Origin of the sequence: Paraburkholderia sp. RAU6.4a, from assembly GCF_050435625.1 — a bacterium.
Classification (GTDB): domain Bacteria; phylum Pseudomonadota; class Gammaproteobacteria; order Burkholderiales; family Burkholderiaceae; genus Paraburkholderia; species Paraburkholderia tuberum.
This window is the reverse complement of the sequence record NZ_JBNDKQ010000002.1, coordinates 3,745,664-3,760,995: the sequence shown is the minus strand read 5'-3', so window position 1 is coordinate 3,760,995 and position 15,332 is coordinate 3,745,664. Positions and strand designations below refer to the sequence as shown.

At 64.1% G+C, this 15,332-nt stretch carries 16 protein-coding genes; 9 read left to right on the top strand and 7 right to left on the bottom strand.

What is annotated here, in order from left to right:
* Positions 1-6: 6 nt before the first annotated feature.
* Positions 7-624 (top strand): BspC domain-containing protein, encoded by a 618-nt coding sequence (locus OKW40_RS22200; RefSeq protein WP_018420043.1) that lies wholly within the window; start codon positions 7-9, stop codon positions 622-624.
* 111 nt (positions 625-735) lie between these two features.
* Here the strand turns inward: OKW40_RS22200 and OKW40_RS22195 are convergent, their stop codons facing one another.
* Positions 736-1,902, bottom strand: a complete 1,167-nt coding sequence (locus tag OKW40_RS22195) for a M14 family metallopeptidase (protein WP_429491504.1) — start codon at positions 1,900-1,902, stop codon at positions 736-738.
* 51 nt (positions 1,903-1,953) lie between these two features.
* A complete protein-coding gene (gene yaaA / locus OKW40_RS22190) occupies positions 1,954-2,736 on the bottom strand; it encodes a peroxide stress protein YaaA (protein ID WP_184072133.1) in 783 nt (260 codons plus the stop codon).
* Positions 2,737-2,793: 57 nt separating this feature from the next.
* On the opposite strand from yaaA, the gene OKW40_RS22185 reads away from it, so the two are divergent.
* Both OKW40_RS22185 and OKW40_RS22180 read left to right on the top strand, forming a co-directional pair.
* Entirely contained in the window at positions 2,794-3,300 is a 507-nt protein-coding gene (locus OKW40_RS22185) for a putative toxin-antitoxin system toxin component, PIN family (RefSeq protein ID WP_184059289.1), read from the top strand.
* A 186-nt stretch (positions 3,301-3,486) separates the two neighbouring features.
* Entirely contained in the window at positions 3,487-4,659 is a 1,173-nt protein-coding gene (locus tag OKW40_RS22180; RefSeq protein WP_184059291.1) for a pyridoxal phosphate-dependent aminotransferase, read from the top strand.
* Between the two features lie 109 nt (positions 4,660-4,768).
* On the opposite strand, the gene OKW40_RS22175 is transcribed toward OKW40_RS22180, so the two are convergent.
* The gene (locus OKW40_RS22175) at positions 4,769-5,416 is read right to left on the bottom strand and encodes a glutathione S-transferase (protein WP_429491502.1); all 648 of its coding nucleotides are present in this window, start codon (positions 5,414-5,416) and stop codon (positions 4,769-4,771) included.
* A 129-nt stretch (positions 5,417-5,545) separates the two neighbouring features.
* Between OKW40_RS22175 and OKW40_RS22170 the strand changes: the two genes are divergently transcribed.
* From OKW40_RS22170 to OKW40_RS22145, 6 genes are all read left to right on the top strand, one after another.
* Positions 5,546-7,102: a 3-hydroxyacyl-CoA dehydrogenase gene (locus OKW40_RS22170; protein WP_429491500.1), complete on the top strand. Its 1,557-nt coding sequence runs from the start codon at positions 5,546-5,548 to the stop codon at positions 7,100-7,102.
* Positions 7,099-7,887: an oxepin-CoA hydrolase, alternative type gene (locus OKW40_RS22165; RefSeq protein WP_090803799.1), complete on the top strand. Its 789-nt coding sequence runs from the start codon at positions 7,099-7,101 to the stop codon at positions 7,885-7,887. The genes OKW40_RS22170 and OKW40_RS22165 overlap by 4 nt, the downstream gene beginning before the upstream one ends.
* A 21-nt stretch (positions 7,888-7,908) precedes the next feature.
* Positions 7,909-8,625, top strand: a complete 717-nt coding sequence (locus OKW40_RS22160; RefSeq protein ID WP_184059297.1) for a histidine phosphatase family protein — start codon at positions 7,909-7,911, stop codon at positions 8,623-8,625.
* Between the two features lie 20 nt (positions 8,626-8,645).
* Entirely contained in the window at positions 8,646-9,752 is a 1,107-nt protein-coding gene (locus OKW40_RS22155) for a phosphotransferase (protein WP_184059299.1), read from the top strand.
* Between the two features lie 57 nt (positions 9,753-9,809).
* Entirely contained in the window at positions 9,810-11,069 is a 1,260-nt protein-coding gene (locus OKW40_RS22150) for an acyl-CoA dehydrogenase family protein (protein WP_429406804.1), read from the top strand.
* Positions 11,070-11,196: 127 nt separating this feature from the next.
* The gene (locus OKW40_RS22145; protein WP_018420032.1) at positions 11,197-11,898 is read left to right on the top strand and encodes a glutathione binding-like protein; all 702 of its coding nucleotides are present in this window, start codon (positions 11,197-11,199) and stop codon (positions 11,896-11,898) included.
* Between the two features lie 98 nt (positions 11,899-11,996).
* Here OKW40_RS22145 and OKW40_RS22140 read toward each other — a convergent pair whose 3' ends face one another.
* Genes OKW40_RS22140 through OKW40_RS22125 form a run of 4 tightly spaced genes read right to left on the bottom strand, consistent with a single transcriptional unit; the run spans position 11,997 to position 15,296 of the window.
* Complete coding sequence (locus tag OKW40_RS22140) at positions 11,997-12,473, bottom strand: MaoC family dehydratase (protein ID WP_429491498.1); 477 nt, start codon at positions 12,471-12,473, stop codon at positions 11,997-11,999.
* The gene (locus OKW40_RS22135) at positions 12,470-12,928 is read right to left on the bottom strand and encodes a MaoC family dehydratase (RefSeq protein WP_090803790.1); all 459 of its coding nucleotides are present in this window, start codon (positions 12,926-12,928) and stop codon (positions 12,470-12,472) included. Before OKW40_RS22135 ends, OKW40_RS22140 begins: the two co-directional genes overlap by 4 nt.
* Positions 12,929-12,961: 33 nt before the next feature.
* The gene (locus tag OKW40_RS22130; RefSeq protein ID WP_429491496.1) at positions 12,962-14,089 is read right to left on the bottom strand and encodes an acyl-CoA dehydrogenase family protein; all 1,128 of its coding nucleotides are present in this window, start codon (positions 14,087-14,089) and stop codon (positions 12,962-12,964) included.
* A 10-nt stretch (positions 14,090-14,099) separates the two neighbouring features.
* Positions 14,100-15,296, bottom strand: coding sequence for an acyl-CoA dehydrogenase family protein (locus OKW40_RS22125; RefSeq protein WP_429491495.1), 1,197 nt, complete (start codon positions 15,294-15,296; stop codon positions 14,100-14,102).
* Positions 15,297-15,332 lie beyond the last annotated feature (36 nt).

Here is a 15,332-nt window from a genome sequence, read left to right as displayed (position 1 = left end):
AACTAGATGGATCGCACCAATGTACCGAGCCGGTTGCTGCGGGTGATCGGCCGGTTGGCAGCCTGCGCAGCGAGTCTCTCGCTCATCTGCGCGGCTCCCGCATTCGCTGATCAGCTCGAACAGCACAACGACCTCGTCAAAAGATTTATCACCGAAATGCACGCGGATCCGCTCGTCGCGGATTGCGCCGCGCATGGCGACTTCGTCGCGAGCACGTCAACCGCTTTCGACCACGTCGAATTCCCGTCCAGTTCGTTCGACAGTGCGCACTCGTCGGTCACGCCATGGAACGACTCGTTCGACGAAGGCAAGCAGCGCGTCAAGGTGGACAGCATCGTCACCGTCGAGGGCGTCGGCGTGCGCCAGGACAACTCGGGCGAGCCGGCCGATCTGAAATTCCGCTGCGGCTACGTCGGCTCGCAGATGCTCGCGTTCAGCTGGAACGATCCGGTACCGCCAAACCGCGCGCATAGCGCGGGATCGGGCAAGCACAAAGGCGGCAAAGGCAAGCACGCGGTCGGCGGCAAGACGTCGAAGAAGTCGTCGAAGACAGGCTCGGGCCAATCGTCGCGCACGACGTCGAGCAAATCGGCAAACAAGAGCTCGAAGAAGAAGAGCCAATGACATCTGGCGCTGATCGAGCCGCGCCAACGTCCGATCAGTCGCCCCAATAAAAAACGAGGCACGCACTTTTGCCGTGCGTGCCTCGTTTTTTGTGTCCATTCGTCCGCTTCTTCAGGCGAACGTCTCCACGTGTCGCAGGATCGCTTGCAACATTGCGGCGCCAAGCGATGCGCTGCGCTCGCCGTTCCAGCCGGCCCGCTCGTCGGGCAGATTTGCGTTGTCCTTGAACGGCATTTCCAACGTCAACGACAGACAGCCGAATTCGTTGCCGATGTACTTCGACGCGAGCTTCAACGCATCCTCGCGATACTTGCTCGCCGCATAGCCATACTGGTCCTGAAAATCCGGACTCGCGTGCTTGAACGCCTCGATGAACGCCGTCTGCTCGCGGCCCTGCCGCTCGGTGAAGCCCGGCAACATTTCGGAGCCCGCGACGAACACATACGGCAATGCCTCGTCGCCATGAATATCGAAGAACAGGTCGCAGCCTATCGCATGAATCGCGTCGCGCACCACCAGCACCTCGGGACTGCGCGCGGCATCCGGCTCCATCCATTCGCGATTCAGGTTCGCGCCGGCCGCGTTGGTGCGCAGATTGCCGCGCACGCTGCCGTCCGGATTCATGTTCGGCACGATGCGAAACACTGCATGATCGTACAGCTTGCGCGCGACCGGGTCGCCCGCCCAATCGCCCCAACCGACGAGGCGCTTCACGAACCCCTCGATGAACCATTCGGCCATCGTCTCGCCCGGATGCTGCCGGGCAATCAGCCAGATGTTCTTTTTGGGCGCGGCGTTGGCGGCATCGTTGGCGGGCGGCGTGCCGAGCGTGAGCAGCGAAATCGGCCGGCCTTCGACCGTCTTGCCGAGTTCGGTCAGCGACGCGTGCGGCATCTGCTGCACGGCGCCGAGAAACTCGGCATGACGCTCCTCGCTGTACGGTTCGAAGTACGCGTAGTAGATGCTGTCGAAATCGGGCGTATGGTCGATCGTCAGCACGCGGCCGTCGTACGACGTCGGCACGCGAAACCAGTTCACGCGGTCGTAGCTCGCGACCGCCCGATAGTCGCGCCAGCCCTCCGCGAACGCGCACGCGGCGGCGTTCTCGAAGGTCATCACGCAGCGCTCGCCCGCCGCGCCCGACAGGCGGAAATAGAACCACTGCGCAAACTCGGCGTGGCTGTCGGGCCGTACGCGCAGGCGAATATTGCCGGCGTCCTCGCAGGACAACACATCAACTGCGCCTGCGTCGAAATTGCTCGTAATCGATAACGTCATCGGAGTCTTCCCTGCCTGAATTCACGCTGCCTTTTTAGCGCAGCGGCACGCTTATTCCGCAACGCGGCGGCGAAATACGAAAGTGGAGTCGTTCGAGGCTTCGGCACAGAACGCGTAGCCTTCGGTCTCGAAGTCCTTCAACTGCTCGGGACGATCGAGGCGATTTTCCACCGCGAAACGCGCCATCAAGCCGCGCGCGCGTTTTGCATGGAAGCTGATGATTTTGTAGCGGCCGCCCTTCCAGTCTTCGAACACCGGCGTGACGACCGGCGCGTCGAGCAGCTTCGGCTTGACCGACTTGAAATATTCGCCCGATGCGCAATTGACCAGCACGCGCGAGGTGGCCGCATTCTTCTTCAACTGCGCGTTCAACGCGTGCGTGATCCGCTCGCCCCAGAACGCGTACAGATCCTTGCCGCGCGGGTTGACGAAACGCGTGCCCATTTCGAGCCGGTACGGCTGCAGCAGATCGAGCGGACGCAGCAGGCCGTAGAGGCCCGACAGCACCCGCACGTGATTCTGCGCATAGTCGAGATCGGCCGACGACAACGTCTTCGCATCGAAACCTTCGTACACGTCGCCGTTGAAAGCGAGCACCGCCTGCTTGGCGTTGTGCGTGCCGAATTGCGGCGACCAGTCCGCGTAACGCTGAAAATTGAGGTGCGCGAGCTGATCGGAAATGCTCATCAGCGAAGCGATCTGTTGCGGCGACAAACGGCGCAGGCCGCTGATCAGTTCGGCGGCGTCATCGACGAAATCGGGGATCGTGTGCTTTTTGACGTGCGGCGGGGTGTCGTAGTCGAGCGATTTCGCCGGCGACAGAACGATTATCATAGAGGCTTGCAGGCACGCCGTGCCTGGCGGTCAAAGACGAAAGCCCGATTGTAACGAATGCCCGGTTCCCTCGCCTCAAGCGGCGCGTTGCGCGTCGTACTCGATTCCAATGTCTGGATCGACATACTCGTATTCGACGACCCGCACACGCGGCCGATCGCCGCCGCGCTCGAAAGGGGCGCGCTCGCCGCGCTGATCGACGCGCGCTGCCTCGCCGAGCTCGCCTACGTGCTCGACTATCCGCAGTTCGCGCACCGCAATGTCGACAAAGCCGCTGCGCTCGCGGTCGTCGCGCGGCTGGCGCAACTGGTTAAGCCGTGTGAGCCGACCGAGTCCGCCGCCGACGCGCGGCCGCTGCCCCAATGCAAGGATCGCGACGATCAGAAGTTTCTCGAGCTTGCGCATGCGGCGCAGGCCGACTGGCTCGTGTCGAAAGACCGTGCGGTGCTGAAGCTCGCGAAACGGATCGCGCGCGACTTCGGCTTCAGGATCGCGCAACCGGCACCGTTCGTCGCGGCAATCGGCATCGCGCAGAATGCTGGGGGCGAGCCCGTCAACGCGTGAATCCGACCGTCCGTGCGGCGCGTTGAGCCGAGCGCATGTTGAAGGTTCATCGTCAGGCGGCTTCTGACGATCAACGTGACACCCGCGGCGCGCACAGCGTGTCGCGATTCCCTACAATCAGGCTTCGCCCTTCGCAACGACAGTTCGAGAACCGGCCCACCTTATCGCCCTGCTACCCACGACGCCATGAACGCACCGCACGACACGCCCACGAGCCCCACGTTTCCGTCTCGCCTGCCGAACGTCGGCACGACGATTTTCACCTTGATGAGCGCGCTCGCCGCGGAAAAAGGCGCGGTGAATCTGGGTCAGGGCTTTCCCGACTTCGCCTGCGATCCGCGCATCGTCGACGCGGTCGCGAACGCGATGCGCGACGGTCACAACCAGTATCCGCCGATGGCCGGTGTGCTGCCGCTGCGTCAGGCGATTTCGGACAAGATCGCGAATCTGTACGGCCGCCACTACGACGCCAATAGCGAAATCACCGTGACCGCGGGCGCCACACAGGCGTTGCTGACCGCGATTCTTTGCACTGTCCATCCCGGCGACGAAGTGATCGTGATCGAACCGACCTACGACAGCTATCTGCCGTCGATCGAACTCGCGGGCGGCAAGCCGGTTTTCGTCACGCTCGACGCACCCGACTACGCCATCCCGTTCGACAAGCTCGCCGCCGCGATCACGCCGAAGACGCGGCTCATCATGATCAATACGCCGCACAATCCGACCGGCACCGTGTGGCGCGAACAGGACATGCGCAAGCTCGAGGAGATCGTGCGCGGCACCAACGTGCTGATCCTGTCCGACGAGGTGTACGAGCACATGGTCTACGACGGCGCGCCGCATGAAAGCGTCGCGCGTTATCCGCAACTCGCGCAGCGCAGCTTCGTCGTGTCGAGCTTCGGCAAGACCTACCACGTGACGGGCTGGAAAGTCGGCTATGTGGCCGCGCCCGCCGCGCTGACCGCCGAGTTCCGCAAGGTGCACCAGTTCAACGTGTTCACCGTCAACACACCGATGCAGATCGGCCTCGCCGATTACATGAAGGACCCGGCGCCGTACGTGGAGCTACCGGCGTTCTATCAGCGCAAGCGCGATTTCTTCCACGCGGGCCTCGCGAATTCGCGCTTCAGGCTGCTGCCGTGCACGGGCACGTATTTTCAATGCGTCGACTATTCGGCGATCAGCGACCTGCCCGAAGCCGAATTCGCGCAATGGCTGACCGGCGAAATCGGCGTCGCGGCGATTCCGGTCTCGGCGTTCTATCACGAGGCGCACGAGTCGGGCGTGGTGCGCTTCTGCTTCGCCAAGCAGGAAGGCACGCTCGCTACCGCGCTCGAACGGCTCGCGCGGCTCTAGGATGCCTTGCGCGATGCCACGAACGAACCCACGTTACTTGCCATCGCGCTGCGCGGCACGGGTGTGCGCTTCGCAAGCATGCACGCTTCATGGCACTGCGCTCATTCCCTCAGGACGCACGCGACGCCGCGACACAGGCCTTGCGATCCTCCGTCACGCGCTGCGCAGCCGGCCGCGGGTTGATCGTCTTCACGTAGCGCTTCCAGTCGATCCCCGCTTCGAGCAGAAGATCGCGGCCGTAAATGGTCTGTGTCGCCATACCGACGAGCGGCAGGCTCACGTAGCCGGCGGTATCCGCCACGCTGAATTGCTCGCCGCACAGATACGGCGAGAACTTCGCGATCCGTTTGAAACCGGCGATGTGATGCGTGAGCAGCTTCTCGACGCGCCCTTTCGTCGCGTCGCTGACCGTGCCGCCGAAAAACGCTTCCTTGTACAGATTGCGCGCTGTCAGCTCGAGATGTACATCGACGAAAAAGATCATTTCGCGTTCCTTGGCGGCCTGCCACGGATCGGCGCAGAAGATCCGCTTGTCGGGAAAACGCGCAGCCAGATATTCGACGATGCACTGCGACTCGCAGAGGTCGCCGTGCTCGGTCTGCAGATATGGCACCTTGCCGAGCGGCGAATGCTCGAGCAGCGCTTCTTCCTGACTCGGCTTCACGAACTGCTCCTCGAACTCGATGCCATGTTCGAGCAGCACGAACTTGACCTTGTTGTAGTAGTTGGACAGCGCAAAACCGCACAGCTTGATCATGGGGTGTCTCCCCTTACGTCACGGTGTGTGAGACCGCGCGTCGAGGTTGAAGCAGCGGCTTTCCATCGAATCATCCAAGAAATTGCACGATCGTGCTATTCTAAAATAACCATGGAGTCGGGCATCACAATGAACTCTCGCAATTTCAGCATCGCGACCATCGGCATCGTCGGCACCGGCGCGATGGGCCGCGGTATCGCGCAAATCGCGGCGCTCGCTGGCCTACGCGTGCGGCTCTACGACACCCACGCGGCCGCCGTCGGCGCCGCGCGCGACTATCTCGCGGAGACTTTCGCCAAATTGACGGCCAAAGGCAAGCTGGAGCAGTCGCGCTCGCTCGCCGCGCTCGCCAACGTGAGCGGCGTGCAGGCGATCAGCGAGCTGGTCGGCTGCGATCTCGTCGTCGAGGCGATCGTCGAAAAGCTCGAGGTGAAGCAGGCGCTGTTTCGCGAGCTCGAAACCGTGGTCAGCGGCCGCTGCATCCTCGCGTCGAATACGTCGTCGCTGTCGATCACCGCGATTGCCGCGGGCTGCACCGATCCGTCGCGCGTGGTCGGCTATCACTTCTTCAATCCGGTGCCACTGATGAAGGTCGTTGAAGTGATCGACGGCCTGCGCAGCGACCCCGAAGCCGGCGACGCGCTGATGGATCTCGCCCGCCGCATGGGCCACACGCCGGTGCGCGCGAAGGACATGCCGGGCTTCATCGTCAATCACGCGGGCCGCGGCATGAATATGGAGGGCTTGCGCGTGGCGGGCGAAGGCGTCGCGAGCTTTGCGGACATCGACCGCATCATGCGCGAGCAGGCCGGCTTTCGCCTCGGGCCGTTCGAGCTGCTGGACCTGACCGCGCTCGACGTGTCGCATCCGGTGATGGAGTCGATCTATCACCAGTTCTACGAAGAACCGCGTTACACGCCGTCGCCGATCACGGGCACGCGGCTGTCGGGCGGACTGCTCGGCCGCAAGAGCGGCGAAGGTTTCTATCGCTACGTGGACGGTAAGCAGCAGGTTGCCGCCGAAGCGCCCGCGCCGACCACGCTGCCGCAAAGCGTGTGGGTCAGCCAACGCTACCGCGACGCGTATGAGGCAGTCGTGCAACTGGTCGGCAAAGCGGGCGTAAAGCTCGACGAAGGCGCGACGCCCGCCGCCGGTTCGCTGATCGTCGTCACGCCGTTCGGCCACGACGCGACCACGGCCGCGGTCGACGAAGCGCTCGACGCGAGCCGCGTCGTCGCCGTCGATGCCCTGTTCCCGCTCGTCGGCGCGCAACGCCGCACGCTGATGACCACGCCGGCCACGACACGCGCCGCATGCGATAGCGCGCATGCGCTGTTCGCCGCCGACGGCATCCCCGTCACCGTGATCCGCGATTCGACCGGCTTCGTCGCGCAGCGGGTGGTCGCGACGATCGTCAACATCGGCTGCGACATCGCGCAGAAGCAGATCGCGACGCCGGAGGACATCGACCTCGCCGTCATGCTCGGCCTCGGCTACCCGCGAGGACCGCTCGCGCTCGGCGACGCGCTCGGCGCCACCACCATTCTCACGATCCTGCGCAACATGCACAGCGTGCTCGGCGAACCGCGCTATCGTCCGTCGCCGTGGCTCGCAAGACGCGCGCAACTCGGCCTTGCGCTCACCCAGCGCGACGCCACCGACATCCCAACGGAGACCCAATCATGAGCGCCGCCCTGCTCGCTTCACGCCCGGCCAGCAGCGAATCCACGCTGGTCCTCACGCTGTCGAACCCCGGTGCGCGCAACGCGCTGCATCCGGACATGTACGCCGCGGGCATCGAGGCATTCGATACCGTCGAGCGCGATCCGTCGATTCGCGCCGTCGTGATCACCGGCGCCGATAACTTCTTTTGCGCGGGCGGCAACCTGAACCGCCTGCTCGAAAATCGCGCGAAAGATCCCTCCGTGCAAGCCGATAGCATCGACATGCTCGCTCAATGGATTTCGGCACTGCGGCTATCGTCGAAGCCGGTCATTGCCGCGGTGGAAGGCGCGGCGGCAGGCGCGGGATTTTCGCTCGCGCTCGCCTGCGATCTGATCGTCGCCGCGGACAACGCCAAATTCGCGATGTCCTACGCGCGCGTCGGTCTGACGCCCGACGGCGGCGGCTCGTGGTTTCTCGCCGAGGCGCTGCCGCGCCAGCTGGCCACCGAGGTACTGATCGAAGCCAAGCCGATCGGCGCCGCGCGTCTGCACGAACTCGGCGTCGTCAACCGGCTCACGAAAGCCGGCACCGCGCTCGATAACGCGCTCGCCTGGGCCGACGAGCTCGGCGCGATTTCGCCCAATTCGGTCGCGCGCATCAAGGGGCTGATCGCCGCGGCCGGTACGCAGCCGCTCGCTGATCATCTGGTCGCCGAGCGCGATAACTTCGTCGCGTCGCTGCATCATCGCGACGGTCTCGAAGGCATCACCGCGTTCCTCGAAAAACGCGCACCGATCTACAAATGAACGACGAGAGAGCCGCCCGACATGCCCGACTACCAACTGCCGAAACGGCGCCGCATCTTCCTGATGCGTCACGGCGACGTCACCTACTTCGACGACTCCGGCCGCGCGATCGATCCTGAAACCGTGCCGCTGAACGCGAACGGCCGCGAGCAGGCGAGCGCGGCGGGCCGCGTGTTCGCCGAACAGCAGGTGCGCTTTGACCGCGTGATCGTCAGCGGCTTGCCGCGCACGATAGAAACCGCGCGGTGCGTGCTTGCCGAAACGGGTCAGCAGATCGAGCCCGAAATCGAGCCCGCGTGGCGAGAAATTCGCGGCGGACGGCTCGGCGGCATTCCGCCGAGCGATATCGAGGCCGCGTTTCTCGGCGTGTTCGACGGCATCGTGCCGGAGAGCATGCGCTTTCTCGACGGCGAAACGATCGGCGAGCTGTTCGATCGCGTGCTGCCGGCCGTCACGGCGCTGCGCGAAGACACGTCGTGGGACACCGCGTTGCTGGTGCTGCACGGCGGCGTCAATCGCGCGATCCTGTCGCACGCGCTGACGGCCGGCGGCCGCACGTTCTTCGGTCATCTGGCGCAGGCGACCGGCTGCATCAATGCGCTCGACGTCGGCGCCGCGCCGCGCGACTGGGTGCTGCGCATGCTCAACTATTCACCGCCGTCGCCGTTGCATCGCGACGTTCGCAACACCACGATGGAAATGCTCTACGCACAGTTCATCCGATACCAGCGTAGCTGACACCGAACTGGAGGAGACACATGGCGCAAGCCACGCAGACCGGCGAACCGGCACGCAGACAGGACTACTCGGCTTTCGAGGGCACCCGCCCGGTCAACGAGCGGCAACGCTTCGACAACGACGCGCTCGCCGCGTGGCTGGCCGGACATGTCGACGGATTCGAGGGGCCGCTCACGCTCGAGCAATTCGCGGGCGGACAATCCAATCCCACGTTCAAGCTGATCACGCCGTCGCGCGCGTACGTGATGCGCGCGAAGCCCGGGCCCGCGGCGAAGCTGCTGCCGTCCGCGCATGCGATCGAACGCGAATATCGCGTGATGCACGCGCTCGCCGACACCGACGTGCCGGTCGCACACATGCTCGCGCTGTGCGAGGACGAAAGCGTGATCGGTCGCGCGTTCTACGTGATGGAGTTCGTGGAAGGTCGCGTGCTGTGGGATCAATCGCTGCCCGGCATGACGCCCACCGAGCGCGCGGCGATCTACGACGAAATGAATCGCGTGATCGCGGCGTTGCACAGTGTCGACGCCGCCACCGCCGGCCTCGCCGACTACGGTAAGCCAGGCAATTACTTCGCGCGCCAGATCGGCCGCTGGAGCAAGCAGTATCTGGCGTCCGAGACCGAGCCGATCGACGCGATGCACCGGCTGATCGAATGGCTGCCGCAGCATATGCCGGCGGAGACGAACGAGCGCGTGTCGGTCGTGCATGGCGACTACCGGCTCGACAATCTGATTTTCGATCGCAACGAGCCGCGCGTGCTCGCGGTGCTCGACTGGGAACTGTCGACGCTCGGCGATCCGCTCGCCGACTTTGCTTACCACTGCATGGCGTGGCATGTCGACCCCACGCAGTTCCGCGGCATCGCGGGACTCGATTGGGCCGCGCTCGGCATTCCCGATGAAGCGCGGTACGTCGAGCGCTATTGCCAACGCACCGGTTTCGAGATTCGTGGCGACTGGAATTTCTATCTGGCCTACAACATGTTCCGCATCGCAGCGATCCTGCAAGGGATCATGAAGCGCGTCGTCGACGGTACCGCATCGAACGCGCAGGCGCTCGACGCCGGCCGGCGCGCGAAGCCGATGGCCGAACTCGCCTGGCACTATGCGCAGAAGGTTCTCTAGACACAAGGGCGCGCCCTGCTCCCCATCATTCGCAGTCCGTTACCCGCGAGGTCCAAGATGAATTTCGATTACACCCCGAAGGTCCAGGCGTTGCGCGAAAAACTGCTCGCCTTTTTCGACGAGCACATTTACCCGAACGAACAGGCGTTCTATGCGGAGATCGCGCGCAACCGCCAGAACGGCAACGCATGGGTGCCGACCGAACTGGTCGAGCAACTCAAGCAGAAGGCGCGCGAGGCCGGTCTGTGGAATCTGTTCCTGCCGCAATCGGAGCGCGGCGCGGGCCTGACGAATCTCGAATACGCGCCGCTGTGCGAGATCATGGGCCGCGTGCCGTGGGCGCCGGAAGTGTTCAACTGCAACGCGCCGGACACCGGCAACATGGAGACGATCGAGCGCTACGGCAGCGAAGAGAACAAGCGCGAGTGGCTCGAACCGCTGCTGCAAGGGCAGATCCGTTCGGCGTTTCTGATGACGGAGCCCGAGGTCGCGTCGTCGGATGCGACGAACATCCAGACTAGCATCGTGCGCGATGGTGACCATTACGTGATCAACGGTCACAAGTGGTGGTCGTCGGGCGCGGGCGATCCGCGCTGCAAGGTCTATATCGTGATGGGCAAGACCGATCCCGACGCGCCGCGCCATCAGCAGCAGTCGATGATCCTCGTGCCCGCCGACGCCACCGGCATCACCGTGCATCGCCCGCTCACGGTGTTCGGTTACGACGACGCGCCGCACGGCCACATGGAGATCACACTCGACAACGTGCGCGTGCCCGCTACCAGCATGCTGCTCGGCGAAGGCCGCGGCTTCGAGATCGCGCAAGGCCGTCTCGGCCCGGGACGCATCCACCACTGCATGCGCCTGATCGGTCTCGCCGAACGCGCGCTCGAATTGATGGTGAAGCGCTCGCTGCAACGTGTCGCGTTCGGCAAGCCGGTGGCGTCGCAAGGGGTCACGCAGGAGCGTCTTGCCGAGGCGCGCTGCATGATCGAGCAGGCGCGTCTGCTCACGCTGAAGACGGCGTACATGATGGATACCGTCGGCAACAAGGGCGCGCGCGGCGAGATCGCGATGATCAAGGTGGTCGCGCCGAACATGGCGTGTCAGGTGATCGACTGGGCGATTCAGGCGCATGGCGGCGGCGGCGTCAGCGACGATTTTCCGCTCGCGTATGCCTATGCGTCGGCGCGCACGCTGCGTTTCGCCGACGGCCCCGACGAAGTGCATCGCAACGCGATCGCCAAGCTCGAACTTGCGCGTCATATGGATGCGGGCTCGGCGGCTCGCGTTGAGATGCCGGTCACACGCGTTTGAGTGCTTCGGCTCGGTGTGAGCGTGGGGACTGAGCCCGCGGCAAGCAGCGTCGCGCGATCTATGCTCTAATTTTCGGCAACGGCGGCGCCCTCTTTGCGGCGCCGCTTCGACGAACAAAGGAGCCAGGATGATCGACGTCTATAGCTGGGCGACCCCGAACGGCCACAAGATTCATATCATGCTCGAGGAAACGGGCCTACCCTACAACGTGCATGCCGTGAACATCGGTGCCGGCGACCAGTTCAAGCCGGAATTTCTCGCCATCAGTCCCAACAACAAGATTCCCGCGATCGTCGATTCCGAAGGTCCGAAAGGCGCCGACGGCCGGCCTTTCGCGCTATTCGAATCGGGCGCGATCCTGATTTATCTGGCCGAGAAAACCGGCAAGTTTCTACCGAGCGATCCGGCCGCGCGCTACGCGGCACTGCAATGGCTGATGTTCCAGATGGGCGGCCTCGGTCCGATGCTGGGGCAAACGCATCACTTCCGCGTGTATGCACCCGAGCAGATCGAATACGCGGTCAATCGCTACACCAATGAGGCGCGACGTCTGTACGGCGTGATGGACACGCAACTCGGCAAGACGCGTTACCTGGCCGGCAACGACTATACGATCGCGGACATCGCCGCGTTTCCGTGGACCCGTTCGTGGAAAAATCAGGGCATCGAGCTCGATACCTTGCCGAACGTGAAGCGCTGGCATGAAGAGATCGCTGCGCGGCCGGCGGTGGTGCGCGGCGTCGACGTGCTGGCGTCGGCGCGCGCGCCGCTGATGGACGACAAGGCGAAAGAGATCCTGTTTGGCGCGACGCAGTACGCGAAACACTAGTTTCGGTCGTCTCGCTGACGCGGCTCGACACAAACAGAAAGCGCGAGCGGCATGCCTGCCGGCTCGCGCTTTTTCATTTCGTCTGCGAAGGGAAAACGCTAGAAGTAATGCCGCGTGATGAACTCCGCGACGCACACCGGTCGTTCGCTGCCCTGACGCTCCAGCGTCACGTTCCACGCGAGTTGCACACCGCTGTTGTCGACGTCGGTCACCGACTCGACGGCGAACTTCCCGCGCAGCGACGACCCCACGGGTACCGGCGACATGAAACGCACGCGGTTCAAGCCATAGTTGACGCCCATGCGCTGCTCGATCTTCACCGTTTTGCCGAGCAAAGCCGGAATCAGCGACAGCGTCAAAAACCCATGCGCGACCGGGCCGCCAAACGGCGATTCGCGTTTGGCCCGCTCGGGATCGATGTGAATCCACTGATGATCGCCGGTTGCCTCGGCGAAACGGTCGACCCTCTCCTGATCGACGCTCAGCCATTCGCTGACGAGCGGCTCGGCGCCAATGAGCGCGCGCAAAGCACCCGCATTGTCGAAAGTGACTGGCGTCGCCGCGCTCGCCGTCATGCCGCCGCTCCCGGATTGCGCAGGCCGAACATGCCGTTCGAGCGCACGGTGATCACCGTTTCGCCGTGCTGATTGATGCCCTCCCAGCGTGTCGACACGATGCCGCGATCCGGCTTGCTCTGCGACACGCGCTTGTCGACGATGACGTTCATCATCGTGATCGTGTCGCCGACTCGTACCGGCTTGAGCCAGCGGATCTCGTCGATCCCGGGCGAACCCATCGATGTCGAATCCGCCAGTACCTTGCGCACGAGCATGCCCATCATTACCGAGCAGGTGTGCCAACCACTCGCGACGAGGCCGCGGAACGGCGATTCGGCCGCGGCGGCTTCGTCGAGATGAAACGGCTGCGGATCGAACTTCTGCGCGAACTCGACAATCTCCTCGCGCGTGAACATGTGCTTGCCGATTTCGCGGCTCGAGCCCACTTCCATGTCTTCGAAACTGATTTTCATCGTGCACCTCCTTTGTCCGGTGGAACGGCCCGATCAGTCTTCGGCGACCGCAAATCCGGGCAGCGTGGCAAACCGCGCGAGATGATGATCGACGTCGCCAAGCGTGGTCTCGATGATCGCGAGGCGCTTGAACAGATGCGCGGCCGCCACTTCGTTCGTGACACCCATGCCGCCGTGCAACTGCACCGCCTGTTGACCAACGAAACGCGCGGCCTGGCCGACCCGAACTTTTGCCGCGGAGATCGCTCGACGGCGCTCGTTCGCGTCTTCACTCGCGTAGCGCATCGCAGCCAGATACGTGATCGAGCGCGCCTGCTCCGCGTGGATCAGCATCTCGACCATGCGATGCTGCAACGCCTGGAAACGCGCGATCGGCTGGCCGAACTGCTGGCGCGTTTTGGTGTACTCGACGGTGGCGTGATTGAGCGCGTCGAGCGCGCCGAGCGCTTCCGCGCACAGCAGCAGCGTGCCGTAGTCGGCGATCTGCTCGAGGGTTGCCGCCCCCGCGTGTTTGCCGGCGAGCCGGCGCGCGGGCGTGCCATTGAATTCGAGCGTCGCGGCGCGTTGACCGTCGATCGTGCGGTACTCGGTGAGCGTGACGCCGGCCGCGTCACGCGCGACGACAAAGAGTGCGATCTCGCCATCGAGGCGCGCCGGCACGATCCAGTGGTCCGCCTGCGCGCCGTGCAGCACGACCGATTTGGTGCCGCTCAGCGTGTACTGCGCACCCTGCCCGCTCGCGGTCGTCGCGACTTCGAACAGATCGTAGCGCGCATGCGGCTCGTGAAACGCCACGGCCAGCCTCGCTTCGCCCTGGGCCGCCCGTTCGAGCAGCGCGGCATCTTCGCCGTCGCCGGTGCCGGCAAGGCGTAGCGCTTCGATGCCGACCGCGGTCGCCCAAAACGGCTCGACGACGAGCGCGCGGCCGAGCTCCTGCATGACCACGAGCATGTCGATCGGACCACCGTTGAAGCCGCCCTGCGTTTCGGGCACCGGCAACGCGGTCAGCCCCAGTTCGGTGAACGCGGCCCAGTGCACAGCCGATACGCCCGCCTCCGAGCGCACGATCTGCTGGCGCGCTTCGAAGCCGTAGCTCCTGTCGAGATAGCGGCGCAGCGCATCGGCAAATTGCTGTTGTTCGTCGTTGAAAGTGAAGTCCATGCGCCGCTCCTCAAAGTCCGAGAATCATCTGCGCGATGATGTTCTTTTGAATTTCGTTCGAGCCGCCGTAAATCGACGTCTTGCGGAAGTTGAAGTAGTACGCGGCAAGCGGCGCGGCATCGTCGTCGCCGGCAAGACTGTGCTCGCGTTCGCCTTCGAGGAACGGCACGTCGAACGGCGCGGCCAGCGGGCCGATTGCTTCGAACATCAGCTCGGTGAGCCCCTGTTGCACTTCCGTGCCCTTGATCTTCAGCATCGACGCTTCCGGGCCCGGGCCGCGACCGCCCGCCTCGTTGGCTACCACCCGTCGCACGGTGACTTCCAGCGCCATCAACTCGATTTCGAGACTCGCTACCTTCGCCGCAAACACCGGATCGTGCAGCAGCGGCTTGCCGTTCTTTTTCTGATTCAGCGCGACACGCTTCAGAAACGCCAGCTCACGCTTCGACGCTCCGACTCGCGCAATGCCGGTACGCTCGTGGCCGAGCAGATATTTCGCATACGTCCAGCCGCGATTTTCTTCGCCGACGAGATTGTCGACCGGCACTTTGACGTCCTCGAAGAACACCTCGTTGACTTCGTGATCTTCGTCGAGCGTGATGATGGGCCGCACCGTGATGCCCGGGGTTTTCATATCGATCAGCAGGAACGAGATGCCCTCCTGCTTTTTGGCGCCGCTGTCGGTGCGCACGAGGCAGAACATCATGTCGGCGTGCTGGCCGAGCGTGGTCCAGGTCTTCTGGCCGTTGACCACGTAATGATCACCGACGCGCTCCGCGCGGGTGCGCAGCGACGCAAGGTCGGAACCCGATCCCGGTTCCGAGTAGCCCTGACACCACCAGTCCGTGCCGTCGAGAATACGCGGCAGATAGTGGCGCTTCTGCGCCTCGTTACCGTACTTCATCAGCACCGGCGCAACCATAGACACACCGAAAGGCAACACGGAAGGTGCGCCGATACGCGCGCACTCTTCTTCCCAGATATGTCGTTGCGTCGCGTCCCAGCCGGGGCCGCCGTATTCGCGCGGCCACGCGACTGCCGACCAGCCTCGCGTGCCGAGCAGCCTGTGCCAGCTTGCGAAGTCTTCGCGGGAAAGCCGTTTGTGATTGAGAACCTTGTCGCTCAGCTCGCGAGGCAGATTCGCTTCGAGCCAGGCGCGGATGTCGGCGCGGAACGCGTCTTCAGCGGGGGAATAGTCCAGATTCATGCGTAGTGTCTCCTGGCCGCCACCGCCCGGCCGCCT